The organism is Leptolyngbya sp. ST-U4 (genome assembly GCF_039962215.1).
In the GTDB taxonomy this organism is placed as follows: Bacteria; Cyanobacteriota; Cyanobacteriia; order Elainellales; family Elainellaceae; genus Leptolyngbya_A.
This window is the reverse complement of sequence record NZ_JAMPKZ010000012.1, coordinates 139,026-164,638: the sequence shown is the minus strand read 5'-3', so window position 1 is coordinate 164,638 and position 25,613 is coordinate 139,026. Positions and strand designations below refer to the sequence as shown.

Annotated in this window: 22 protein-coding genes; 6 read left to right on the top strand and 16 right to left on the bottom strand. The window is 50.5% G+C overall.

From position 1 onward, the window contains the following. Nucleotides 1-189 precede the first annotated feature (189 nt). A complete protein-coding gene (locus NDA02_RS17885; RefSeq protein ID WP_348255579.1) occupies nt 190-2,451 on the top strand; it encodes a tetratricopeptide repeat protein in 2,262 nt (753 codons plus the stop codon). A gap of 102 nt (nt 2,452-2,553) precedes the next feature. Here the strand turns inward: NDA02_RS17885 and NDA02_RS17880 are convergent, their stop codons facing one another. Further along, nucleotides 2,554-3,174, bottom strand: coding sequence for a hypothetical protein (locus NDA02_RS17880; RefSeq protein WP_190793782.1), 621 nt, complete (start codon nt 3,172-3,174; stop codon nt 2,554-2,556). A 690-nt stretch (nt 3,175-3,864) separates the two neighbouring features. On the opposite strand from NDA02_RS17880, the gene NDA02_RS17875 reads away from it, so the two are divergent. Continuing rightward, the gene (locus NDA02_RS17875; protein WP_199296753.1) at nt 3,865-4,371 is read left to right on the top strand and encodes a dTDP-4-dehydrorhamnose 3,5-epimerase; all 507 of its coding nucleotides are present in this window, start codon (nt 3,865-3,867) and stop codon (nt 4,369-4,371) included. On the opposite strand, the gene NDA02_RS17870 is transcribed toward NDA02_RS17875, so the two are convergent. Together NDA02_RS17870 and NDA02_RS17865 are read right to left on the bottom strand one after the other, a co-directional pair. Then, nucleotides 4,329-6,533, bottom strand: a complete 2,205-nt coding sequence (locus NDA02_RS17870; protein ID WP_190793783.1) for an AAA family ATPase — start codon at nt 6,531-6,533, stop codon at nt 4,329-4,331. The two genes, NDA02_RS17875 and NDA02_RS17870, sit on opposite strands and share 43 nt — an antisense overlap. Before the next feature lie 223 nt (nt 6,534-6,756). Continuing rightward, nucleotides 6,757-7,278, bottom strand: a complete 522-nt coding sequence (locus tag NDA02_RS17865) for a hypothetical protein (RefSeq protein WP_348248193.1) — start codon at nt 7,276-7,278, stop codon at nt 6,757-6,759. Between the two features lie 57 nt (nt 7,279-7,335). On the opposite strand from NDA02_RS17865, the gene NDA02_RS17860 reads away from it, so the two are divergent. Beyond that, a complete protein-coding gene (locus NDA02_RS17860; protein ID WP_190790372.1) occupies nt 7,336-8,163 on the top strand; it encodes a PHP domain-containing protein in 828 nt (275 codons plus the stop codon). Between the two features lie 79 nt (nt 8,164-8,242). Here NDA02_RS17860 and NDA02_RS17855 read toward each other — a convergent pair whose 3' ends face one another. The 8 genes from NDA02_RS17855 to NDA02_RS17820 all read right to left on the bottom strand — a co-directional run bounded on the left by NDA02_RS17855 (nt 8,243) and on the right by NDA02_RS17820 (nt 15,923). Then, nucleotides 8,243-8,899: an acetoacetate decarboxylase family protein gene (locus NDA02_RS17855; protein WP_190790373.1), complete on the bottom strand. Its 657-nt coding sequence runs from the start codon at nt 8,897-8,899 to the stop codon at nt 8,243-8,245. A 262-nt stretch (nt 8,900-9,161) separates the two neighbouring features. Further along, nucleotides 9,162-9,710, bottom strand: a complete 549-nt coding sequence (locus NDA02_RS17850) for a hypothetical protein (protein ID WP_190790374.1) — start codon at nt 9,708-9,710, stop codon at nt 9,162-9,164. A gap of 273 nt (nt 9,711-9,983) precedes the next feature. Then, nucleotides 9,984-11,153: a zinc-dependent alcohol dehydrogenase gene (locus NDA02_RS17845; protein WP_190790375.1), complete on the bottom strand. Its 1,170-nt coding sequence runs from the start codon at nt 11,151-11,153 to the stop codon at nt 9,984-9,986. A gap of 28 nt (nt 11,154-11,181) precedes the next feature. Then, nucleotides 11,182-12,348: a zinc-dependent alcohol dehydrogenase gene (locus NDA02_RS17840; RefSeq protein ID WP_190790376.1), complete on the bottom strand. Its 1,167-nt coding sequence runs from the start codon at nt 12,346-12,348 to the stop codon at nt 11,182-11,184. A 42-nt stretch (nt 12,349-12,390) separates the two neighbouring features. Continuing rightward, complete coding sequence (locus NDA02_RS17835; protein ID WP_190790377.1) at nt 12,391-13,110, bottom strand: SRPBCC family protein; 720 nt, start codon at nt 13,108-13,110, stop codon at nt 12,391-12,393. A 118-nt stretch (nt 13,111-13,228) separates the two neighbouring features. Continuing rightward, a complete protein-coding gene (locus tag NDA02_RS17830; protein WP_190790378.1) occupies nt 13,229-14,260 on the bottom strand; it encodes an SDR family oxidoreductase in 1,032 nt (343 codons plus the stop codon). Nucleotides 14,261-14,730: 470 nt separating this feature from the next. Then, nucleotides 14,731-15,105, bottom strand: a complete 375-nt coding sequence (locus NDA02_RS17825; RefSeq protein WP_190790379.1) for a hypothetical protein — start codon at nt 15,103-15,105, stop codon at nt 14,731-14,733. A 470-nt stretch (nt 15,106-15,575) separates the two neighbouring features. Further along, nucleotides 15,576-15,923 (bottom strand): NfeD family protein, encoded by a 348-nt coding sequence (locus NDA02_RS17820; protein ID WP_348255577.1) that lies wholly within the window; start codon nt 15,921-15,923, stop codon nt 15,576-15,578. A gap of 752 nt (nt 15,924-16,675) precedes the next feature. Between NDA02_RS17820 and asnS the strand changes: the two genes are divergently transcribed. Next, a complete protein-coding gene (gene asnS, locus NDA02_RS17815) occupies nt 16,676-18,067 on the top strand; it encodes an asparagine--tRNA ligase (protein WP_348255576.1) in 1,392 nt (463 codons plus the stop codon). A 75-nt stretch (nt 18,068-18,142) separates the two neighbouring features. Here asnS and sppA read toward each other — a convergent pair whose 3' ends face one another. The 4 genes from sppA to NDA02_RS17795 form a co-directional block, all read right to left on the bottom strand. Next, nucleotides 18,143-19,957, bottom strand: a complete 1,815-nt coding sequence (gene sppA / locus NDA02_RS17810) for a signal peptide peptidase SppA (protein ID WP_348255574.1) — start codon at nt 19,955-19,957, stop codon at nt 18,143-18,145. A 154-nt stretch (nt 19,958-20,111) separates the two neighbouring features. Then, nucleotides 20,112-20,435, bottom strand: a complete 324-nt coding sequence (locus NDA02_RS17805) for a DUF1825 family protein (RefSeq protein WP_190792634.1) — start codon at nt 20,433-20,435, stop codon at nt 20,112-20,114. A gap of 356 nt (nt 20,436-20,791) precedes the next feature. Further along, nucleotides 20,792-20,935, bottom strand: a complete 144-nt coding sequence (locus NDA02_RS17800; RefSeq protein ID WP_190792633.1) for a chlorophyll a/b-binding protein — start codon at nt 20,933-20,935, stop codon at nt 20,792-20,794. A gap of 289 nt (nt 20,936-21,224) precedes the next feature. Next, on the bottom strand, nt 21,225-22,142 hold the full coding sequence (locus NDA02_RS17795) for a cobalamin-binding protein (RefSeq protein ID WP_190792632.1): 918 nt from the start codon (nt 22,140-22,142) through the stop codon (nt 21,225-21,227). 172 nt (nt 22,143-22,314) lie between these two features. Here NDA02_RS17795 and NDA02_RS17790 point away from each other — a divergent pair, with 172 nt between their 5' ends. Next, nucleotides 22,315-23,382, top strand: coding sequence for a hypothetical protein (locus NDA02_RS17790; protein ID WP_190792631.1), 1,068 nt, complete (start codon nt 22,315-22,317; stop codon nt 23,380-23,382). A 178-nt stretch (nt 23,383-23,560) separates the two neighbouring features. On the opposite strand, the gene NDA02_RS17785 is transcribed toward NDA02_RS17790, so the two are convergent. Beyond that, on the bottom strand, nt 23,561-24,766 hold the full coding sequence (locus NDA02_RS17785; RefSeq protein ID WP_190792630.1) for a phosphoglycerate kinase: 1,206 nt from the start codon (nt 24,764-24,766) through the stop codon (nt 23,561-23,563). A gap of 269 nt (nt 24,767-25,035) precedes the next feature. On the opposite strand from NDA02_RS17785, the gene NDA02_RS17780 reads away from it, so the two are divergent. Then, nucleotides 25,036-25,479 carry a universal stress protein gene (locus NDA02_RS17780; protein WP_190792629.1) on the top strand — a complete coding sequence of 148 codons (444 nt, stop codon included), beginning with the start codon at nt 25,036-25,038 and terminating at the stop codon, nt 25,477-25,479. Nucleotides 25,480-25,613: the final 134 nt, after the last annotated feature.

The following is a 25,613-nucleotide window of genomic DNA, read 5'->3' as shown; positions in this document are numbered from 1 at the left end:
TTACACGAGTGCGTAAATCCGTTGAGTAAGCGACAGGCATTTCACCAACTTGATAGATTGTCCACTCGTTAGCTTAATAGAAAAGGGGCTAATTACCTAAAAACTGCTGTAAAACATTGGGATTTCTGCCTGGGAAATCAAGCTTCGACGATTAACAGTCGCTTCTAGTTTTGCTGAAGCGGTTAGAATTTGGTCAATGCGGCGGTAGCAGGGGTGATGACGGCAAGCTGGCTTAAACATCTCCAAGAATTGTTAGGTGTGGTCTGGCAGTGGTTTGCCTCGATCGAGCCTAATTTGTCTGGAATTCTGGCTGCACTTGGAGTTTTGGCAATCCTTTTTGGACCGCTTAGACCCGTTTTTGGCTTTTTGAAAAAGCGACTTGCCCGCAGGAAATCGCATCAGCCTGTTGAACTGCCAGATACGTTTCCGTTTGAGATTATTGCTCCTCGCTCTCCAGGTATTGTGCGGCAACTGATTGGCAGTAATAATGATGATCCTGACGATCCACTTGCAGACTTTAATATTCATTATCAGAAACGAGATGCCGATCGAAACGTTCAAAAAGAGTTGGAACAGTTGCTCAAGGAACGGCGATCGGTCTTAATTCTGGGCAAGTCAGGAATCGGCAAATCACGGGAGGCAGCAGAGCTAGCAGCCAGCTTCAATCAAGACGGATGGACAATTCTCAAATTAAAGTCTTGGGAATGGCAGGCAATCAGGAAGCCAAGCCAATTGCCGCTCGAACGAATTGGAACAGACCGACAGATTCTCTTCTGGTTTGATGATTTGAATCGTCCTCTGGATCAGGAGGCAGCATGGCGCAAGGACAAATCAGGCAATGCGCTTCAGTTAGGTTTGTCGCCTTTGCCAGAACGACTGCTGGAACTGCTGGAGGCTTATGACCGAGGCTGCCGTCCAGAAGAAATTCGCGTGATTGCGACTGCCCGGAATGAAACAATTCCTGAGCGGGAAGGCGAACCCAGCGAACTCGAAAAGTTGGGGCTAGATCAGTATCCAAAACTGTGGCGCGATCGATTTGCTCAGTATTCATTACCAGAACCGGATGTGATCGCGCTGGTAGAACTGCTGCAAAACACAGTCGATCCGCAAACGGTTGAAGCTGATCCGCAGGATTACCAAAAGTTAGCAGAAAAGAGCGATCGAACTTTTCGGGTGATGGTGTTGAATTTGAAGGATGCGCGGCGATCGGGTGAACCATTAACCCAGGTTTTTACCCCGACGCTGAAGGGAAGCTGGGAGAAGCGATATCGGGAAGCTGAGAAACTTGCTTATGCTCCTCACATCTACGCTGCGATCGGTCTGCTGCGTCAGGTCAACGTCGTGCTTACTGAGTTTACGGTTGCGCCAACGGCTGTCCTCATTGCAAACCGATGGAATCAACCGCGTCAATTTACCTGGTGGCATCGCTGGCAGATTAACCGCACGTTGTGTTATCTGATTGCCGCACAAGACATTCTCAACCCCAGCGAAGGACAGATTGAGGCAGCAAATAAGCGCGTAGAGGTGGGGGAATACGTTCCAGCCCTGTCTCGCCTGCTTCAGGAATTGGCAGACCAACATCCAATCGAGATGCTGTCTTCGCTTTTTGGCTTTGGCTTTGCAATGTCTGAACTCAAACGATATCCGCAAGCCCTGGAAGCGTTCAGCAAGCTATTGTCCATTTTGCAACGCCTGATACCTGCAATCACAGATCCAGAAGTTTTGGCAAGGAGCAATTTCGGGCTTGCTTTTGTTTGGTTTGAAAAAGGCATTGCCCTGGCTGAGCTAGGACAGCACCAGCAAGCGATCGACTCCTGGGACGAAGCCCTCAAAAGCAAACCGGACTATCACGAAGCCTGGTACAACCGAGGCATTGCCTTGGTTAATCTAGGACGCTACGAGGAAGCGATCGACTCCTGGGACGAAGCCCTCAAAAGCAAACCGGACTATCACGAAGCCTGGTACAACCGAGGCATTGCCCTGGTTAATCTAGGACGCTACGAGGAAGCGATCGGGTCCTACGACGAAGCCCTCAAAAGCAAACGGGACTATCACGAAGCCTGGAACAACCGAGGCGTTGCCTTGGTTAATCTAAGACGCTACGAGGAAGCGATCGACTCCTGGGACAAAGCCCTCAACATCAAACCAGACGATCACGCAGTCTGGAGCAACCGAGGTCTTGTCCTGGTTAATCTAGGACGCTACGAGGAAGCGATCGACTCCTGGGACAAAACCCTCGAATACAAACCGGACGCTGACGAAGCCTGGTACAACAAAGCCTATTGTTATTCCTTGTGGAATCACGTGGATGAAGCGATCGAGTCTTTACAACGAGCGATCGAACTCAACCCCGGATATCGAGAAAAGGCTAAAACAGACTCCGATCTTGACAATATTCGATCGGACGATCGATTCAAAGCATTAATTGAAGAAGATTCTGATTCAGCATGAGGCGATCGAATTTATGCAGGAGGGCTGGTAAAAAGAAGAAGGGGCCTGGAACACAGCTCCAGGCAAAAAGCACTACCCCTTCATCTCAAAACCATCTAAAAATTACACAAAAACAAAGTTACGAGCAGACAAATTCACAGACGTTGCGTTGACTCCTTCCAGGACAGCAATCAACTCGCTGCTTTGTGCGCCTGTGGTTGGATCAACCTTGCTCATATAAATGCCTGCCCCTGTTGCTGTTGCCCCAACCGTGTAGCTCGTAGGCAGTCCTGATAGCTGAATGCGATCGGCTTGCTTGAAGTCTTTGATCACAGCATAGTCTGCGTCTGCTGCTGACGTATAAAATGCCATTCCTGCCTGACCCAAAACGAAGGTGTCTTTGCCATTGCCGCCAATCAAAATATCCACTTCAGGCGCAGGCGTAGGGACAGTTGGGGTTGTTCCTGCTGGAGAAGGTGCAGCCGGAATTGCAGTCATGCCAACCAGAATGTCATTACCATTTCCACCCGTTAACTCATCATTACCCGCTTCACCGTAGAGCGTATCTTTGCCATTGCGACCGCTAATTTTGTCATTCCCCAACCCACCCTTGATCACTTCAGACTTATTGCCACCCAGCAAAATGTCATCTGCATCGGTTGGAATCAACATATCTTTAGATTTGCCGTTCTTTCCCTTGATGTTTTTGTGTTTGCCGTTTTCTTTCTTGTTTTGATTCTTCATCGAAACGTTCTCCTCAAATCTCTATCACGTTTGTTGTTGGCTAGGGCAAATCTAGCCTACTTGATTGTTGATAAGCTTCAATAAAGACACAGAACTATTATTTTTTGTTTTTATGAACTTGACAGGATTACTTTCAGTAGAACCACAGAGATTTATCTATTAAATTTATAGAATATCGGGAACTTTGTTCTACGGTTAGAATAATTACGAGTTACTTTATTTAGATTTCATGTAGAACTTTTAGATTTTATGTAGAACTTGTAAAAGCTCGAAGCAGGATAGTGAAAATCCTGCAAAACCTATTTACATTAATCTTGTCCTTTAGAGGTTGTTTTTCGCTCGATCGCACGACTGATGCGTTTCAATTCCTGCCGTTCTTTATTGGTGAGCGCACGCAACAGTTCCTTCTGTCGGCGAGTCATCGCACTCAACAATGGGAAAGTTTTCTATCCTGGCAGACCAACCAAAAATCGCAGTATTCATGCCAGGTGAGCCAGGTCGATCTGTTATTGCAGTTACTTGAAGTAGCTACCTTTTTGTTGGAGAACGATCTTACTACATTGTCCTCAATTGCTCGATCTCCTCCTGAAGAGCTATACACACTAACAAGGCGATTTTGTCATATTGGTAACAAATTTTCAATATCACACCCCTTAGGCTAAGGGTATCGTATAAATACGGAGGTCGATCATGAGCCTAGTGCGTCAGGTTAAGGTTCGCCGATTAGATGCGATGAAGAGTGGCATGGTCGAGTTTTATACACTACAATCCAGCCACGAAACGATGCTGGCGCAAATTCCAGGCAGAACTGTGGATGATTTGTTTGTGCATCATTTTCACACCGATCAGCTTTTGGTGGTGCGGGGTGAAATCGTGTTGGTGATTCTGAGCGGTCGACAGTACCATTACTTCCCCCTGAGCGAAGCTGTGCCGCAGGTGGTGACGATTCCGCCCGGAGTGCCCCACGGTTCGATTAACTTTAGCGATCAGCCCTGTATGTTTGTGAATGCGGTGCTGCGCCACGGTAAACCCCACGAGCGCGATTATCGTCCGCTCCGCAAACCCTTTCCCTATGATGTGGAACGGGCAAAAGCAGCGCTGGAGACGATTCGCCCGAAAGCAATTCACGGGGAGGTGATTCACGGGGAGGCGATTCAGAATGACGCCTGCACAAAAACGATCGCGCTTCGCCATTGAACGGTTTGATTTTTCAGCGTTTGCGTCAGGAGCTGCTGAATTAGGAATTGTTCTTGAGACGACAGCGATCGGGCAAGGCGATCGACGTAGCTGGGGCGAGTTTGACCAGGACGAAACCAGCGATCGAGCAAATCAGCGGTAACGTGCAAATCGGTTTGGCTCACTTCGCGCTGAAGCGTTGGCTGGAGTCCGGCGGCGGCAAACCAGGCAAGCAAATCGGCTTCGCGCCAGTTGACCATTGGGTCAGTCCCATCTTGATAAATCGCTTCTTCGGCTTCGATCCAGCGCTGCCACAAATCGGACTTAACCTGGCTGCGATTCCCCTGCGGTAACTGCCTGGCATCAACTAATTCATACAATCGCTGAGTTTCATAAGACAGGGTTTCTGCCAGCACAATTCGCCCATTCGATCGCAGCAATTTTGCCAGTTTCTGAATCAGAGCGGCTTTATCAGGCTCGTGCAGCAAGACATTTCTGCCGAGGATGCGATCGAACTGAATCTCCGGTTCCACCATTAAATCGTGGGCATCCACCCGGACGATCGGGCGATTGATTTCTGGCAGCATTTCCGCCTGTTCTGCAATTGCCTGCCCGTCTGCTGCCTTTCTGACCCAGGCATACACGCCGCCTTCGGGGACTTGCCGCACCGCTTCCCAAACCAGCAAACCGCTTGCAGCAAGGGCATCCAGAATGACATGATGACGATCAGGCTGGGCCAGCGTGAAAATGCGATCGCGAATCTGTCCGAGCTGCGTTCCCGTCTGGCTAAGCGTGCGCTGGAGCCAACGATCGAGGGTGCGGTTGGGTGGGGTGAAGGTGAGCACTTCGGGTAAAGCGGCTCCAATTCCTTCAACCAGTGCCGCAAGCTGCGACTCTCGCTGGCGGGCGACCTGCTGCTGAACTTTCGCTTCTTCGCCCTGATTGGACGGCTGATAAAACATTTGTCCCTGAAGGCTACTGGGCAAATATTGCTGAGCTACCCAGTGATCGCGATAAGCGTGAGGATAGAGATAATTTGCGCCATGTCCAAAGGAGTGACGATCGCGATTGGCATCGCGCAAATGGTTTGGTACTTCGGTTTCGCGCTGCTGTTCAATCGCAGCCAGGGCATCAAAAAAGCCCATGACACTGTTTGATTTAGGAGCAGTTGCCAGAAACAGCGTTGCTTGCGCCAGAGGGTAACGTCCTTCTGGCAGTCCCACCCGATCGAACGCCATTGCACAGGCATTGACGATCGCTACCGCATTGGGGTCAGCCAATCCCACATCTTCACTTGCCAAAATCAAGAGCCGCCGAAAGATAAACCGGGGATCTTCACCCGCATACACCATTCGCGCCAGCCAATATAGGGCAGCATCCGGGTCAGACCCGCGCACGCTCTTGATAAATGCGCTAATCGTGTCAAAGTGAACGTCGCCTTCTTTGTCGTACAGTACTGCTCGCTGCTGAATTGATTCTTCGGCAACCGCTAACGTGATGTAGATTTCGCCCGCTGCCGCTGGGGTGGTTTCAACCGCCAATTCCAGCGCATTCAGCAACGCCCGCGCGTCTCCGTTTGCGACGTTCACCAGATGATCCAGCGCGTCCGGGTCAATTTTCACAGTTCGATCGCCATAGCCTCGATCGCGATCCTGCAACGCTTGCTCTACCACCCGGTACAGGTCTTGGAGCAACAGCGGCTTGAGCTGAAAAATCCGCGATCGGCTGACGAGGGCCTTGTTCACTTCAAAATAAGGATTCTCGGTCGTTGCCCCGATCAGAATTACCGTGCCGTTTTCCACCCAAGGCAACAGCGCGTCCTGCTGCGCCTTATTGAAGCGATGCACCTCATCCACAAACAGAATCGTTTTTTGTCCCTGCTTGCGCTGTATTTGTGCAGTGTCGATCGCCGCCCGAATTTCCTTTACGCCTGCCAGCACCGCATTCAGCGAAATAAAGTGTGCCTGCGTTGTGTTGGCAATAATCCGCGCCAGCGTCGTTTTTCCCGTTCCCGGTGGACCGTAAAAAATAATCGACGAAAGCTGATCCGCCTGAATTGCCCGACGCAACAGCCGCCCCGCTCCCAAGATGTGATCCTGCCCGATAAACTCATCCAGCGATCGGGGTCGCATTCGAGCTGCTAGCGGCGCATCTACATCAGATTTTGCATTCGATACAGGCATGGATCAGGCAAAGGATACTTTGCAGCAAACAAACCAAGCCGATGATCTAACAAATTTAGAGCAGCGTCTACCCAATTTTTTGGGACTCCAGCTTACCTAGAATCTTCCTTGCCTACAGCCTTCAAACTCCCCCGTTGATAGGAGATTTAGAAGGCTCAAAGTCCCCCAGAATTGGGGGATTTAGGGGGGCAGTGTAGCACTTCTGCCACTGTTCAAATATCTCTTAGTCTGCGTCTTCCATCGGGCTGTCTTCGGGCAACTGCTGCAAAATGTCATCCAGCAAAGACTGCTCGGCATGGCCCGCCTGATCGACCAAACTCGATCGCAGCAGCGTCACTTGATAGGAATCGAGATCGATCGCCACAGGCTTTGCCGAATTTGCATCGCTGTCCCACTGAGAAATCTCAGACTGAAGCTGATCGTCGATCGCCGTCAGCCGACCCAGAGCTTCATCTAGATCGTCTGTGCCGTAAGTATTCAGGTTTTGTTCCTGCTGATTGCTGAACTGAGACGGGTTTTGCTGCTGAAGCTGATCGATCGCCTGATTCAAGCCATTGTGCATCAGTTCAAGCTGCTGTTTGTTCAAAACGAGAGGTAAAGCATCCATCGCGCCTTCTTCCGGGGTTTCGCTAATTTTGTCTAACGACAGCTTACCGATTGCTGCATCGTTCGTCCTCTTTCGATCGACAGGATTTCGCAGCGCGGCGCAATGGCTGGATACACAGCTCAATACAAGATGGCTCAATGCGCCCAGTCAATACGCTAGGGTAGAATTGTTGACCTGCTGCCACTGCCTTTCGCCATGCTCGAACTTCACTGCCACACCACCTGTTCAGACGGAACCCTGACCCCGACCCAGCTTGTTTGGAGAGCGCATCAGGCAGGTGTTCGTGCCCTGGCAATTACCGACCACGATACCCTTCAAGGCTGGGATGAAGCGTTTGCAGCGGCGGCAAATCTCCCGATCGAAATTGTGCCCGGTCTAGAACTCAGTACTGTGTATAACGATCGCTCGATGCACATTCTCGGTTTTTATCCCGATCGTCAAAAGCTGCAAGCTCCCTTAAGGGAACGCTTGAACGGACGCAAGCGCCGTGCCCAACTGATGCTCGCAAAACTGGCAGAGCTGGGCTATCCGATCGCTTTACCAGAACGGGGAGAAGGCATGGCTCCGGGAAGACCGCATATCGCTTCGGCAATGGTGCGGGCAGGCTATGTTACCTCGTCAGAAGAAGCATTCGATCGCTTTTTGGGTAGTGACAAACCTGCTTATGTGGAATATGAGAAATTCAGCGCGATCGAGGGAATTCAGCTTTTGCGCTCCTGCGGTGGCGTTCCGGTGTGGGCGCATCCCTATCTGTTTCGGGGTGGGACGGTGGAGACGGTGTTGCCTGTCCTGGTGGAAGCCGGGTTGATGGGCATTGAAGTTTATCATCCCAGCCATTCTTCGTCCGAGGTGCGGCGGCTAGAGGAATCCTGTGCCTACTATGGCTTACTGAAAACAGGCGGCAGCGACTACCACGGACCCAGCCCTACTTCGGGCAAAGACACTCATGGGATGCTGAACAGCGAACAGGTTTCGCTCTCGCTGCTCGCCCCGCTTAAGCAGGCTGCCCAGAAGATTGCTTAACCCCTGCCCTGGAGGACGTTTGCAGCGTGAAGAGGGCGACCTCAACTGCCCCGCAATTTCCCGCCCAGTCTCTCAATCGTCACGAGTAGCTAAACGATTGCGGACGTTCCTGCACGATCTGGGGCGCGTTCACCTTCAGATAAAGCGGTTCAATATAAACGCCCAACCACGGTTGACTAATATTTAACCAGGCAAAGGGGCTGCTGTCGGGAACCTGCAAATCCACGCCTGCCAGGTGTAGGCTGCTATTCGTTTGTCCTTCAAACAGCAGAAGCTTAGTATCCTTAACGCTAAATACAGGTGCGCTGAGTGCCAACTGCAAGCCAGGGAGTTTCCAGGTGCAGCGACAGCGACACAGCACATCGTCTCCCTGCCTGACTTCGACGCTAGGATGCTCACCCTGCTGCCACTTAAACTCGGCGTATTCCTTGGGCAGTCCCCAGATTTCGCGTCCGCCTGCGATCGAGTCAGGGTTATCCACATAAATATGCGATACCCAGCCGCCAATTTTTCCGCCGTGATAAATTAAACCCATGACGACAATCAGCTCGTTATACAGCAGCACTGAACCGCTTTGATAAGCAGAGAGATACACACCGCCGATCGTCTTACCGGGAAAGACAGGGATAATTTCTAGCTCAGAGGGAACCAGCGGGCGAACGCGATCGATATCCATCAGATTCAGGGTTTGCAGGGCGTAGCCTTGAAGCTGCCAGGGTGTAGAAGGATAAGTCATGGTTCACCTTTCCTGATAAAGAAGGACAAACGGAGCCGGTTTAGATTTAAATCCCCTCGCCCAAATCGGGAAAGGGGTTGTTTAGAAGCGTCATGGGTCGTTCGTGATCGGTCAATTCAGCGGTGGGCAGCTAAAGTCCTGGATTGATCTCCAGTGAGCCAACTTTACAAATCCAGAAAAGCTGCACATCGCCTACATTTCAAACGATTAATCCCAATAACCAATGACCCATGGCTAATGACCAATGACCAATTCAGCGGGCTTACTTATAGCTACGCTGACCACCCGTAAGATTATCCGCACCGCCTGTCAGCGTATCCTCTACTGCATCAACAGAATCTTCAACTGTTTCTTTCACATCGCTGATGAATTCTTTTGTGCCGGGATAGAGCGGCTGATCCAGGTTTAGCTTCTCGCGCACATTATCTACAATGTCCTTCAATCCGCCCTCGGTTTGATCCGTCGTTTCCTCTAGATTCTTCTTCGCATTGCGGATGTTAACGTTATCTTTCTCATCCAGATCAATGTAGGATTTGCTCTGCTTTGGCAGGGAAGTGCGATCGGGTCTGGGGAGCGAATTTGAATTGTCTGAGAGCGCATCCGTTAAATTAGAACTGTTGTCCTTAGAAAATGCCTTATCGGTCGAGAGCTTATCGCCCGGATTAGGTTTGTTATCGCTTAACGTCGGCAATTTATCCCAGCTTTCCGCGCTGAAGTTGCCTGCTAGAGCCGCAGAACTGCCCACCAGCACACCAACAAACAGCAGAACGCTGGCGACGATCACCGTAAAAACTTTGCGAAGTTGAGTCATTATGTATCTCCTCTTTGGATCTTAAATTTGCAAATGGTTTTGGCTTTGTAAGCTTCGCAGGATGGATTGGCGCAGCGTAGCGCATCACTGGCAGAAATCGATGCTGTAGAACTCACGGTAACGATCGGCTGTAAAACAGAATGCGCTACTTAACGAATTCTACTTTTCAAGAATTGATGCATTATGGCTTCGCCTGACCCATCCTACGGATCTAATGCACTGGGACTTTAGAGTCCCTCACCAATGGGGAATTTAGAGGGCAACGTAGAACTTCTAAGGCTTGATGAACACCTTGATGCAGCCATCCTGCTTGTGCTTGAACATTTCATAGCCCCGCTTCGTTTCCTCTAGCGAGAGCGTATGGGTAAACACGCGCGACGGATCGACTTCTCCGTTTGCCACCCGATCGACCAGCATCGGCATATACTTTTGCCCAAACATCTGACCCATTTTTAGCGTCAGACCCTTGTTGAAAGCAGCCCCCATCGGCACCTTGTCGATAAAGCCGCTATACACGCCCATAATCGACACCGTTCCCCCCTTGCGGCAAGAGACGATCATCTGGCGAATCACGTTGGGGCGATCGGTTTCCAGACGAACGAGCTGCTTTGCCCGATCATACAGTCCTTCTACGCCCATGCCGTGCGCCTCTAGACCGACCGCATCAATACAGCAATCGGGTCCGCGTCCCCCAGTCATCTCCTTCAAGGCTTCGCCAGCATCAATTTCTTCATAGTTGATGATTTCTGCGTTGGCGAAGGTTTTTGCCAGTTCCAGTCGTTCTGGGATGCGATCGATCGCGATCACCCGCTCTGCGCCCAGCATATAGGCACTGATCATGGCAAACTGACCGACCGGACCCGCGCCCCAAACTGCCACAATATCACCGGGCTGAATGTCGCACAAATCCGCGCCCATGTATCCGGTTGGGAAGGCATCGGACAGGGGCAGAATTTTTTCGTCGGCAATGCCTTCGGGAACGATTGTGCAGCCCATGTCGGCAAAGGGAACGCGAATATATTCTGCCTGAGATCCGGCATAGCCACCAAACAGGTGCGAGTAGCCGAAAATTCCAGAGGTTCCGAAGCCAAACAGCGGCTCCTGCATCCAACCGTTTTTGTTGGAGTTATCGCAGAGCGACCACTTTTGCTGCTGACAGAAGAAGCAACCGCCGCAGCCAATAATCGAAGACACAACGACACGATCGCCGACCTTCAGCTTTCGCACAGCCGCACCGACTTCCACGACTTCGCCCATAAATTCGTGACCAATAATGTCACCGGGGAGCATCGAGGGAATATATCCGTCGTAGATGTGCAGATCAGAACCGCAAATCGTCGTTGCCGTGACTTTTAGAATCGCATCACGCGGATTGAGAATTTTTGGATCGGGCACGGTCTCCACGCGCACGTCCATTGGACCATGCCAGCAAGCAGCTTTCATATTTCACTTTCTCCCTGGGGCGGATTAATTACGGCTTTAGAACGACCTTGGTGCAGTTCTCGCGCTTGTGCTTGAAGATCTCATAGCCGCGCGGAGCGTCATCGAGGGGCAAATGGTGAGAAATGACAAAGGTGGGGTCAATGTCTCCGTTTTCGATGTGCGCTAGCAGTCGATCGAGATATTTGTGAACGTGAGTTTGACCCATCTTGAAGGTCAATCCTTTGTTCATTGCGGCTCCCATCGGGATTTTATCCACAAAACCGCCATACACACCCGGTAACGACACCGTGCCCCCTTTACGACAAGCGACGATCGCCTGACGCAGCACATAGGGACGATCGGTTTCCATCCGAACCGCCTGCTTCACTTTGTCATACACACCTTCGGGTCCCATGCCGTGGGCTTCCAGACCAACCGCATCCATACAGGAGTCGGGTCCGCGACCGCCGGTCATTTCTTTCAGGGCTTCACCCGGATCGATCTCTTCGTAGTTGATTACTTCTGCGCCCCACTGTTTTGCCAGTTCCAGCCGTTCGGGGACACGATCGATCGCAATCACTCTTTCTGCGCCCAGCAAGAAGGCACTCTTGATACCAAACATCCCCACCGGGCCACAGCCCCATACTGCGACCGTATCACCGGGCTGAATATTGCAATTTTCTGCGCCCATGTATCCGGTCGGCAGGATGTCCGTCAGGAATAGCACCTGGTCATCGGTCAGGTGATCGGGCACTTTGTACGGACCCACATCCGCAAAGGGAACCCGCGCATATTCTGCCTGTCCTCCAGCATAGCCGCCAAAGAAGTGAGAATAGCCAAACAGTGCCGCAGGAGATGTACCGTAGAGCGGTTCGATTAAATGCGCTTGATGGTTCGAGTTATCGCAGAGCGACCACAAATCTTTACGGCAGAAGAAACAGTTGCCGCAGGAAATTGGGAAGGGAATGATGACGCGATCGCCAATCTTCAGGTTCTTTACGGCAGGACCAACTTCGACGATTTCTCCCATAAATTCATGCCCCACAATATCGCCAGGCATCATCGAGGGAATAAATCCGTCGTAAAAATGAAGATCCGAGCCGCAAATCGCCGTAGATGTAATTTTGACGATCGCATCACGCGGATTGAGAATTTTAGGATCAGGAACGTTGTCAACCCGAATATCTAAGGGGCCGTGCCAGCAGACAGCTTTCATTATTGATTCCTCTAATTATTTGTAACCAGAAGACTAACCTTCTTATTTGCGACCAGAAGGCTGACCTTCCGTTGTGGCAATTTCTCCGGTTTCCATCAGCATTTTGAAGCGGCGAAGTTCATCACCAATTTGCTGTTCTGCTTCTTCTCCAAACAGTTTGGCGATCGCAGCACCCACGACACCACCGGGCGGATTGTATTCCATTACGACTTTTACTTCGGTTCCGCGTCCGGGAGGTCCAGGCTGGAAGCGCACAAAGCCAGAGTTATCCACCTGCGACCCTTCGATCGATGCCCAGCCAATCAGCTTGTTGGGCTGGTCTGCCACGATTTCAGCGTCCCATGCCACTTCTGTGCCAAACGGTGCGCTCGTAACCCAGTGCGATCGCGTCGGGCTGGTGACTGTTACCGACTTCAGGTGCTTCATGAAGCTGGGCAGATTCTCGAAGTTGTGCCAGAACTCATACAGTTCTTCCGGCGTTTTGTTGATGATCGTCACCGTGCGTTCAACTTTGATGCCCTTGCCCAAGCCTGCTGCGTCTGCCACTTTATCGGTCAAGCTCTTATCTGCGGTTGCGCCGTGGTATGCCATCGCGCCGCCTGCCATTGCCATCAGTGCGCCACGCAGCGATCGCTGGCTCAATCCCATCAGCACCATTGCACCACCTGTAATCAGCGAACCCCATTTCTCGGCTTCGCTCACGTTGCCCTGCTGATTTTGATTCGGCTGATTTTCCTGGTTTCCACCCGACACGGTTTCCATCTTTCTTTCTCCTTGTCTGTACTGCGGTCAAATTTGTTTTGTGAATGGGGATGGGTTGGAATATGTTCTACATTCACCCATCCACCTATCCACTCATCTACTCATTTCCACCGATTTACTAGATGTTTTCCCGTCCTCCTAGCAAACCAGTCGCCAATAGCATCAGCGCACCGATTCCTGCTACCGTTCCCCATTTGGCGATCGGGTGAAAGTCTAAAACTTCCAGGAAACTGGGGATCGTCAAGCCGCCAAAGTCCCCTTCGATCCGGTCATAGCCTGATCCCGAAATGGGCTCATACAGGTTGTTCGGGTCATCTTCGTATTTAGTCGTGGGAGTATGCTGTCCTTCCACAGCAACCATTTGCACCAGGAAGTCACCCAATGCTGGAGAGAGTCGCTGAATAAAGTCCAGCACACGACCAGAATCGCCTACGATCAAATCGCGAGTTTGATGCTCGGCAGCATACAGAATTGCATCTGCAACCTGATCGGGATGATAGAAAGGAGGAACGCCCTGCGGCTTCACACCCAGCTTAGTCTTACCCTTGTTGTAGAACGGCGTGTTGATGGTCGAGGGCATGATTTCGGTGACGCTAACGGGAACGCCATCGTGCTTGAGCTCTACCCGCATGGCATCCAGGAAGCCTTGCAAACCGTGCTTTGATGACGAATAAGGGCTTTGCAGCGGCAGCGATCGTCTTGCTTCTACCGAAGACACAGAAATGAACGCGCCCTGGCCGATTTGTTTTAGGTGCGGCAAAGCGACCATTGCGCCATACACCTGACCGAGCAAGTTGACTTCGATCACGCGCTTGAATTCGTCGGGCTGAATTTGCTCAAAGCGGGCAAAGAGTCCTGTTGCGGCAGCGTGAACCCAGGTATCGATGCGCCCGTACTGCTGCACTGCCTTTTCAGCGATCGATCGCACCTGAGCAAAATCTGCTACGTCTGCAACCACGGCAATGGCATCACCCCCTGCTGCCCGAATTTCATCGACCAGAGAGTCTAGCCCGGGCTGGCTTCGGGATGCCACTACGACCTTTGCACCGCGACCTGCAAACTTGAGCGCAGTCGATCGTCCGATGCCGCTTGATGCACCGACCACAGCAACGACCTGTTGATTAATGGGCTTGAGTTGAAATGTAGTCATTAGCCTGTATTAATTAGCCTGTATTGAGAAGACAATTTACGGAAGCTGATCGCCCGCTTCGATCGCATGTCCACTGGCATTCGTAATCAGTGTAAAAACTACACCGTAAAACTGCATTTCAGAACATGACATTAAAACGATCGTCCTAAAGGAGCAAAGCTCTAATTTCAATCTGAAATCAGCAAATTATCCAGCCGAACTTGCTTAGGAACGGAGGTGGTCAGCGTTAACTCAGAACTGCCCAATGCTGCTGTGAATAGGCTTACTTGTGATTTAAGCAACTCTTTTTCAATTTGCAGTCTACCGTTTAGAGGATTTTTTCCCTTTACGGATTGTTTTAGGATTGGCGAACGGAATAAACGCCGTGGAGATTTGCTGTGTCTCGATCAGTCACTTGTCAAAACACAAAATCCCCAGCCTGTTGAGGAAGCTGAGGATAAATTCTTTTGAAATCCTCTTTAAAGGGAGTTTCAAAGGCTATCAGAAACATCTGCCTGCAAGTTGTCAGGATGCACATACACATAGAGATTCGGGATTGTTACCCCTTTACGCTCAATGTTTACAATCTCTGTTTTATCGATCGCATATCGCTGATCCAGCTCATCCAGCGAACTGTATAGCACTTCTTCTAAATTGGGCGGATCAATATTTTCATTCATGTAGCCTTCCATATTGGGTTCAACTACATAAAGATGATTGATCTCAACAGGTTTAATAAAATAACTTGCCGAGTTTGAATCAAACATACTGCTGGTGGGCTGGTTCAGATTTAAAATAGCCACTACAAGCAGCGTCAAACCGATCCCGATCGAGATCAGGGGCGCAAGAAAGCGTTGATTTTTCATATCAATTTACCAGAGCATTTTTATGTCGTTTGAAGTCGGCGCATTCCAGCAGCAATGAGCATTACTGATCGGTGTAATCTTTTTTCAGCAAAAAGCGGGTCAACCAAAAGAGTGAAATCAAGCCAGTTCCCAGCAAAACTGATGCGATTGCCGTGGTTTGACTTGTTTAGTGCAATTTAGGGCGCAATTTAAGGCGTAATTTAGGGCGCAGTTCAAAAAGAGCAGCCCCACCAAAACGCCCGAAGGAATTTAGATGAGGCTGGAGACGCAGTTAGGAGGTATCTTGCTTTCCAAAGTAACTGGAAAACCCTTCCCTTTCTTGTAGCTTAATAACTTCTTAAGCTCGCTCTAGCGGATCGATCAGGTTTCGCCGTAATCGCTACAGAAGTTAACACGTTCTGATTACGTTCTAATCAGAATTAAGTGTTTCGCAGGTTCCCGAAGAGGTAATCGTAGGAGAGATTTCGCAATTAAGCTTGTTGTGGTGTGGGTTGAACGAGCAGCGTCAGGTTCATCCGTCCTATAACAGTAACGGTTTGTTCTGGCAGGAGCGTGATGTTTTCCAGGCAGCGAGCAGACCACCACACCCCTTGATATTTAACGCGACCCGGCTTTCCTGGCTGGATTGCTTTTTCAACAACCGCTGCATTCGCGATCGTCTCCTCCAGCGTAGAACTATCCTCAAATTGTTCTGGTGTTAACGGGAATGAATCAGAAGAAAAAAGGTTTGACAAGGAGGAAAAGAAGTTAAAATCGCGAGTAATTGACATCATGAAACTCCGGGGGGCTTTAGGGGCAAAAGAGAGAATAAAATTCACAGGTTCAATTCAACCTGGGGTCGAACTGGATGTCGGAACTTTTGGTGAAAGGCTGCACCCTATCGGAAATAATGACAGCGACGGCAAAAGATAGATCAACGATTGCTGTTAATTGAGCTGCTAATTAAATTGATCTCGGTGAGTGAGTCGGAAGTTCATCAAAAACATTGATCCGTGGTGCGAACTGAAAGCAGGATCGCCTGATGCCTGGAAGTTCAGTTTGAACTCATCAGGTTGAACTCAAAGATGGCATCGGTAGGGCAGGAAATTGCAGGTTTGGACTCAGTTTTTAGACGCAATTTGCAAAGGGTGAACAAAATGCTTTATCCAGAAGGACAGGCTGACCCGGATAAGAGTTCCGAGGGCGAACCAGAATCCATCTGACGATAGAGCGTTTACCGTACGGGGAAAGTGATGACGATCGAAAGGTGAAGTGATTTGCCTCAAACAGAAATATTTCTGGATATTCCTGAGATCTGAAGATCAATCGATCGCTTCAGTATTTACAGGGGGTGTGAAAAGGGAGTATGGTTACTCTTCCCACATCTGCTCTGGTATCTTCTGCTCCGATATCCTCCGGCAAAAGTAGCTTCTACCGGATCTGTCCCACGGTTCTACAGAATTGGGATTACTTCTGCACTGCTTTAGAAACCAAAAAGGATTGCGATATCTTAAGAAGAGACAAGCAGAGCAATGGCTCTCGACGCACTGAATCGTGGTTGAATTCTTTATTCACTGATTGACCTGATCCTATGACTATCCGCCGTATTGTAGACCTGCTCAGACATGGACAGCCCGATGAAACTGTAACGATTCAGGGCTGGGTTCGGACAAAGCGCGAACAGAAAGAATTTACCTTTGTCGAAGTCAACGATGGGTCTTCGATGGCAGGGCTTCAGGCGATTCTAAATCAGGATTTACCGGGCTATGCAGAAGCGGTTCGCAGGTTAAACACAGGCGCGTCTGTGGCGATCGACGGTGTGCTGGTTCCTTCTCCGGGCAAGGGGCAGCGAATTGAGCTACAGGCTTCCTCGATCACGGTTTATGGCGAAGCGGATGCCGAAACTTATCCCTTACAGAAAAAGCGGCACTCGTTTGAGTTTCTGCGCGATATTGCCCATCTGCGGGCACGCACGAATACGATCGGGGCAGTTTTTCGGGTGCGAAATGCCTGCTCAACGGCAATCCACCAGTTCTTTCAAGAGCGGGGCTTCCTCTGGGTACATACGCCGATTATCAGCGCAAACGATTGTGAAGGCGCAGGGGAACTGTTTACCGTTACTAACCTGGATCTAAAACAGGTTCCTAAAACTGATGCGGGTGAGATCGACTATAGCCAGGATTTCTTTGGCAGACGGGCATTCCTCACCGTCAGCGGTCAGCTTGAAGCAGAAATCATGGCAATGGCGTTCACCAATGTATATACGTTTGGTCCAACCTTCCGCGCTGAAAACTCAAACACTTCGCGTCACTTAGCAGAGTTCTGGATGGTGGAGCCGGAAATGGCTTTTTGTGATCTCATCGATAACATGGATCTTGCCGAAGCCTTCCTCAAACATATCTTTCGCTATGTGCTGGAGCATTGCCCTGAAGATATGGAATTCTTTAACCAGCGCATTGATAATTCTGTTCTCGCTACTGCTGACAATATTATCAACAATGAATTTGAACGCATTACTTATACGGATGCGATCGCGCTGCTGGAAAAAGCCGACCGCAAGTTTGAATTCCCCGTTTCCTGGAGTTTAGATTTGCAGTCCGAACACGAACGCTATCTCGCCGAAGACCTGTTCAAAAAGCCCGTGATTGTCACCGACTATCCGGCACAAATCAAAGCCTTTTATATGCGTCTCAGCGACGACGAAAAAACGGTGCGGGCAATGGATATCCTCGCGCCTAAAATCGGTGAGATCGTGGGCGGTTCGCAGCGGGAAGAACGGCTTGAAGTGCTTCAGCGTCGAATTCAGCAGCTTGGTCTACCCGAAGAAGAACTCTGGTGGTATCTCGATCTGCGGCGATTTGGTACGGTTCCCCATGCGGGCTTTGGCTTGGGGTTTGAGCGGGTGGTGCAGTTCATGACGGGCATGACGAATATTCGAGACGTGATTCCGTTCCCGCGTACGCCGCTCAATGCTGAGTTTTAGGAACGGTTGCAAAGCTGGAGTTATCATCCGAGCCGCTCCTTCTAAACCCCGATCGCCCTATCAATCATCCCTTATCTAATCAATCATCGGTGTAAAAGGCAGACGGCTATACATCCCCAGCGGATCGTTGAGCGATCGCAGCGTATCCCAGTCCTCACGAATTTCCTGCACTTTGACGCTGAGCGGATCCGTCAGGGTTTCGGCGGGGGGCAGAACGTGGGTGAGAAGGCGGCTGCTGAACTGAGACAAAACCCGCTCCTCAAACGATCGCTGGCGCGGGTATTCCTCAGTCTGCCAGTCGTCGCCCAGTTTAGCTTCCTTAGCGGCTGCCTGGATTGCGTCCTCGATACCGCCAATTTCATCGACCAAGCCAATTCGCTTGGCTTCCGCTCCCGACCAGACTCGACCCTGGGCAATTTCCGCCACGCGCTGCTTGGGTAGCGATCGAGACGTGGAAACCAGCGTGATAAAGCGATCGTAGAGGCGATTGACCACTCCCTGCAAAATTCGCAGCTCTTCCGGGGTTTTGGGGCGGGCGATCGTGTCTAGATCAGCGAGGCGGCCGGTCTTGACAGTATCCCAGGTAATGCCGTTCGCGTTGGCAATTTTTTGGAAGTTGGGCAGCACCCCAAACACGCCGATCGATCCCGTCACCGTGGTGGGCGAAGCAAAAATCCGGTTAGCATTGGTCGCGATCTGGTAACCGCCCGATGCTGCATAGCTGCCCATCGACACAACCACAGGCTTCTCTTTTTTCAGCAGCAGTACTTCTCTGGCAATCAAATCCGAAGCCGTTGCGCTGCCGCCCGGACTGTTGATTCGCAGCACGACTGCTTTGATGTCATCATCCTGCCGAATGTCTCGCAGGGTTGAAGCCAGCCGATCGCCCCCGATTGTCCCCGGACCGCCGCGACCACTGACAATATTGCCCTCAGCGTAAACAACTGCAATTCTGTCGCCCTGCTGCTTTTCGTCTCCAACCGTTGCTTCGGCGTACTCTTCAATGTCAATTTGGCGGAAGGAATCTTGATCCTTTTCGCCTGTGATTTTATGCAGTTCGGCGGTCACTTCGTCATCGTAGGCAAGGCGATCGACCAGCTTAGCTGTCTGCGCTTGTTCCGGTAGCAAAATGCCCTGCTGATCGGCAATCTTCTGAAGCTGCTGCGGGGTTACTTTGCGGCTCTTTGCGGTGGTCGTCAGAAACTCGCTCCACAGGTCTGCCAGCAGCTTTTGGGTTTCTACCCGGTTTTCAGGGCTGATCGCACTTCGCACAAACGGTTCAACGGCTGATTTAAATTTTCCGGCTCGAAGCGGCTGCACGCCAATGCCGTATTTTTGCAGCGCGCCGCCGTAGAGGGTCGTCTCGAAGTTAAACCCATTGATCCCTAGCTGTCCTGACGGATTCAGCAAAATGGTATTTGCCACTGATGCCAGATAATAGCCGCGCTCTGACCAGCCCGTATCGTCATACGCCACGATCGGCTTTCCGGCATCGCGAAATTTCTGGAGTGCCTGCCGGACTTCTCGCAGCGTGGCATAGCCCGAGCCCAGCCCAGCCGAGGTAACATCGCCCGACAAATAAATTCCGGCAATGCGATCGTCTTGGGCAGCTCGCTCGATCGTCGTCAGCACGGTTCGGAGCGGAAGGGTTTGGGGCGATCGATTGCCAGAGAGTGCTTCGCTGAGAACATTGCCTTCATCGCTCTGCCCATCGCTGATCGGCTGAGATAAATTGAGCGTCAGCATGGAGCTATTTTCAACCTCAGGGGCAGTATCCCGCGGAAAAAAAGCCACCGCAAACAGCAGAGCCGCCAAACCGCCCACGCTCATCGCAGAGAAAAGAGCCAGTCCAATGATCGTAGCCAGGATTTGTTTGAGAAAATCGCGCATTATGAAGTGAGGAGTCGGGGTTGCACCGAAGCAGCAGGAATCAGAAAAAAGCAGATAATTCTGTGAAGCTTCAGTTCTACTGTACTCCGTCCCTCTAGCGATGCAAAGCTGTTTCCCTGGCAGGTAATGAGCTTGGTCTTTAACTCCTGCTTGGTCAAGAAGTTCTTTCTAGCTCTGCCTTCATCCGCTCCAGGGTCATGTGCATCTGGTCAAACATCTGCTGCGGCGTCACACCAAACTGGCCCAGCTGGGTTTTGAGCTGCTCAACCGTCATCTGCGCCATGAAGTCTTCTGATAGCTCAAACCGCTTCATAAACACACGATAGCGGTCCATCATTTCTTCCATTTTTTCGATGTAAATTTTTTTGCCCTCACGATCGAACTTGCCATAGTCTGATCCCAGTCGCATGAGCGATTGGTAGTCCTCAAACAGGTTTCTGGCTTCCTGCTGAACAATTTCAGAATCAAAAAATCCCATCGCTTCCCTTCACCGTTTTACGAGTTTGTTAAACGAATTGTTCAATGTCACGATCGTGCTCATCATGCCGCTTCACGACCGGCAGCCTTAAATGAGTTTGAACAATGCTTCTTTCTCTTTCGATTAATCTCATTTTACTGGAGCCGTCTGCTGGAAAAGAGATCGGATCTCTCTACCTATCTTTATTGATTCCTGTAAGCAAAGTTATTCCTATCGGCAAAGTTGTTTATGAATATTTTGTGAGGGGATGGTTCTGCGATCGGCAGAAAATTGACGCAAAGAAAAAGGGAACCAACTTGGCTCCCCCACTAAGGATTTCTGAAAGATGGATTAAGAAACTAGAGGATAAGAACGAATTACATCAGACCAAGCTGAGACAGGATACCCTGACCGGTGAGGAACTCAGTTGCGACTCCGATGACAAAACCCAGCATTGCCAGACGACCATTCCAGGTTTCAGCAAACTGGGTAAAACCAAACTTAGACTGTTGACTTTCCATAACGGCTCAAACCTCACTTAGGATCAACCTTGGTGTAGATAAACTTAACATAAATTCAAAAAAATTTGCAACTCTTAACAGAAATGAGATTGCCGCTTCCTATTTAAAGATGCTGAAGGGTGACGATCGTGCCCTACTGATGACTGAGTTTTGATGCGGCTCGATCTATTTCTCTTGCATCATCTATTTCCCTTGCGTCAACAACTGTAGGCATATGAGTCTAAGCGAGCTTCGAGTTTTGCAGCTCCCTAAATCCCCCAAAACTGGGGGACTTTGAACCTTGCCACTCCTATCGAAACGGTTGCCATCCCTGCTCTGCATACCCAAAACTAAATCGATCGGGGTGCAGAATTTCTGCCAGAATCTCCAGCGAGTCTACGAGGCGTGGTCCCGGACGGTTGAAATACTGATTGCCATCTGTGATGTAAACGCGATCGTTTTTCACTGCCCGTAGCCCAGCCCAGTCGGGATGCTGCTGCAAAATTTTGGCTTCCTGCTTGGTGCGCTCCAGATCAAAACCACAGGGCATGATCACGATCGCCTCAGGATTTGCCTGAATCAAATCATGCCATTGCAGCCAGGGCGAATGGTGTCCGACGGTTCCAAAAAGCGATCGTCCGCCTGCCAGTTCCACCAGCTCTGGAATCCAGTTGCCTGCTGCCATCAAGGGTTCGATCCATTCGATACAGGCAATCGTTGGTCGTTCTTTTTCGGTGAGCGATCGTGTTTTTTCAGTACAGCGATCGATTCGCTGCTGTAGCGATGCCGTTAATCCTGCCGCCGAAATGCCAAAGGCTGCCGCTACGCGATCGAGGTCTGTCCAGAGTTCCGAGAGCTGATTGGGCTGAAGGGAAATAATTTGCGGCTGACTGCTCATCAGGGTTCCAGCGGCTTGCTCCACATCTGCCAAACTGACCGCACAAACTTCGCACTGCGCCTGCGTCAAAATGTGCGTTGGCTGGAGCTGTTCTAGGACTTCGGTTTTGACGCGATACACGCTCAAAGCAGACTGGAGTAGATCGGTGACGCGATCGTGGATTTCCTGGCTCGTTCCTTCGGGATTAAATTTCGGCTCGGTACAGACGGGCAAATCTTTCACCTGCGGCGGATAGTCGCACTCATGCGATCGGCCCACCAGAGCATCGGTGAGTCCTAACCGGTGAACAATTTCCGTTGCGCTAGGAATGAGGGAAACAATACGAAGCATGAAAATAAAATGTGATAAAAGTTGTCCGGAGGTCGTGTAACTCGTCCTTTGCTTCTAAAGATTACATGAAGTGAAAAGATAACGTGAATCAAACCGCAATAATCAAATTGATTGGAACTTCTAAGGCGTGAGGGGCATCGATTCAACCACATAAGCAAGGCAGCTAGAAGCAATGCGTCAAGCCGTATTATTCCTTTCAAGATTTTTATTTAGCCTCTGGATTGTACTAATTAGCGCGTTTCTGCTGCTGCTCTTGCAGAATGCGCCAAGCGTGCCCAATACTCCTTTTGCCAGTCTGTCGATTCGCACCGAGCAAAACAGTACCGTTCGCTTACCCAATCGGATCTTTACCTGTACAGAAACTGGGCAGCAATTCCAGTGTCAGACAGAACTTCAAGACCGTTTGCTAGCCCTCCGCCTGACTAAAGGAAAGGACTATAAATACGATTTCAGCAATTGTCGTGCTGAGTATGGCGGGCGATCGGTTGAGTGCAAGGACACAGGGCTAAATTATGCCCCTATCCTGGCACAGATGTATGAAATCAAGAACCTGGGATTGAGTTCTCAGCAAATTCAGGCAATTCGGCAAGAGTACTGGAGCATGAATATGCTGGTGCGGTTGGGTGAACTCCGCCTGCTGTGGATTAGCACTGGACTCTCACTGGCAGCCGGGATCAGTGCTGCTCTCTTCACCTGGTTCCACCCTGGCAATCTGAGCAAGAGCTTTGCTAGCTTTGCCTGCGGCATTGGAATGTATCAATTAATCGGAAGTTGGCTGGGGCGAGTTCCTTACACGCTTGTGACCCCTTATGGATTTACCCCGGAGAGCTGGGGCTCGGTTGTGAGTGGAAGCGCGATCGTGACTGGCGTGATCACAATGTTGACCACTGCGCTTTTACTCTGGAGCAGCTTGAATCGTTTCAGTAAGAGCCTGCTTAGCATTAGCACCAGTGCAGCAATTTTTAGCCTTTGCTGGTGGTCGCTGACCTGGAATTCTAATCACCTACTAAGTCTCCTGGGTTTAGCCGACATGTTTTCGCAGCAGGGATACTCGTATCTGATCATGCAGATTGTTCAGGTTGTTTCAATCCTTCTGGCAGTTGCCGCCGCGATTTTGCTCTGGCTCCGCACCAATCAATCGATTCAGAGGTTTCTTTGTCTGGGCTGTGGCTTTGGCGCGATCGCTCTAGCGACAAATTTGCTTCTATCTCTGCTCCTGGGGCTGGGATATGTAGATTAGTCGTACCCGTCGATCGCATGAGGAGCTGGGTGTTCGGGGAATGCCAAACCTGTTGCACCATCCAGGAACACTGCAAGAAAAAGACTGAGCAGAAATCCTACTCAGTCCGTTGCTTCACTTCTCTACTAACGTTTCTCTCAAGGCGTTTCTCTAAAGGAACACCAGCCAGGAGATTCAATTAAGCATCGTTCAGCGCGGCGATACCGGGCAACACTTTGCCTTCCAGCAGTTCCAGGCTAGCTCCACCCCCTGTGGAAATGTGGCTCATCTGGTCTGCCAAGCCGACTTTCTCGACTGCTGCTACTGAATCTCCACCACCAACGATCGTGCTGGCTCCCTTTCCGGTCAGGGTCGCTAGGCTCTTTGCGACTGCCTCTGTGCCCTTGGCGAACTTGTCGAACTCAAACACGCCCATTGGACCATTCCAGATCACGGTCTTGCAGTCTGCCAGAGCGGATTCAAACTGCTTGATCGAGTCGGGACCAATATCCAGACCCATCCAGCCATCGGGAATGTTGCTGATGCTGACGGTTTGGGCATTGGCATCGGGGGCAAAGTTATCGGCAACGACGACATCAGTGGGCAGCACCAACTCAACGCCTCTTTCCTTTGCTTTGGCTTCCAGCTTTTGTGCCAGTTCTACATACTCATCTTCAACCAGGGATTTGCCGACGCTCAAGCCGCGTGCCCTATAGAACGTGAAGATCATGCCGCCGCCGATTAGCAGCTTGTCTACTTTCTCTAGCAGGGTTTCAATCACAGTGATTTTGCTAGAAACCTTGGAACCACCGATGATAGCTGCTAGAGGACGCTGAGGTTCTTCGATCGCGCCCTGCAAATACTGCAATTCTTTTTCGATCAGAAAACCTGCAACGCTGGGGTTGAGGTAGTGAGTCACGCCTTCGGTGGAAGCATGGGCGCGGTGCGCAGTTCCAAAAGCGTCGTTTACATAGAGATCGGCAACGGATGCCAGCTTTTGAGAAAATTCGGGATTGTTCTTTTCTTCTTCAGCATAAAAGCGAACGTTTTCCAGCAGGGCGACATCGCCGTCTTTCATGCCTGCGATCGTGCTAGCTACCGCATCGCCAATACAGTCATCGCACTTGGTCACGGGCTGACCCAGCAACTCAGATAAACGAGTGGCAACCGGGGTGAGCCGCATACTGTCTACGACTTTGCCCTTGGGACGACCAAAGTGGCTGGCAAGAATTACCTTTGCCCCGTTAGAGGTGAGATATTGAATGGTCGGGAGCGCGGCACGAATCCGAGTGTCATCTGTAATCTTGCCCTGCTCATCCAGAGGCACGTTGAAGTCAACTCGTACAAAAACGCGCTTTCCTGATAAATCCGCAGCAGATAAACTATTCAGAGCTTTTTTTGCCACCGCTTGAACTCCCTTTAATGAGTCTTTTTACCTATTAGCATTGTAAAGTCTTATGGAGCATTTCTAAAAAACGATCGCATTTTCTTGACCAAATTTTCCGAAAAAAATCTGTAGCCTGTGACTCTAGTACACTAGATGCAGAACTCATTGCAGTGTAAGCCCTTGGTTTTCAGGATTTCTCTGGGAAAACGTCTGATCGCAAGTTCGTTTTTTTGAAAAGCCAGAATCAAAAGCCAGAATCAGAAGCCAGGATTAGAACAGGAGGGACAATGTTCAAAAATGTACTATTCCCGGTAGACCAGAGCCGTGAATCGCGGGAAGCGGTAGATACGGTGGTGAACCTCGTCAAAACCTACAGCAGTCGGCTGGTGCTGCTCTCGGTGGTGGAGTCTTTAGAAGTAGGAGAAGCGGCTACAACCGCCGATGCGAAGCAGTTCCCCCACGGAGGTAATCGCGAAATGACCTCACCGGAAGCGATCGCCAAACTGCTTACCGAAGTAAAAGCCCTATTTCAGCAGCAGGGCATCGAATCCGAGGTCATTGAACGGGAAGGAATTCCGGCGTTTGTGATCTGCGATGTGGCAGACGAGGTCGAAGCCAATTTGATTATTATGGGCTGTCGCGGGCTGGGCCTGACCGAAGAAGGCGCGTCAGAGAGCGTGACCAATCGAGTGATTAATCTCTCGCCCTGCCCAGTTCTGGTGGTGCCGTAGTTTTTCTGGTAGGCTTCTGGGCGTTTCAGCCCCCTAAATTCCCCAATTTTGGGGGACTTTGATCCCGCAATAAAGTCAATCAAGAAATAAAGCCAATCAAGAGTCAAATCATGAGGGGCAATAGCATAAGGGGC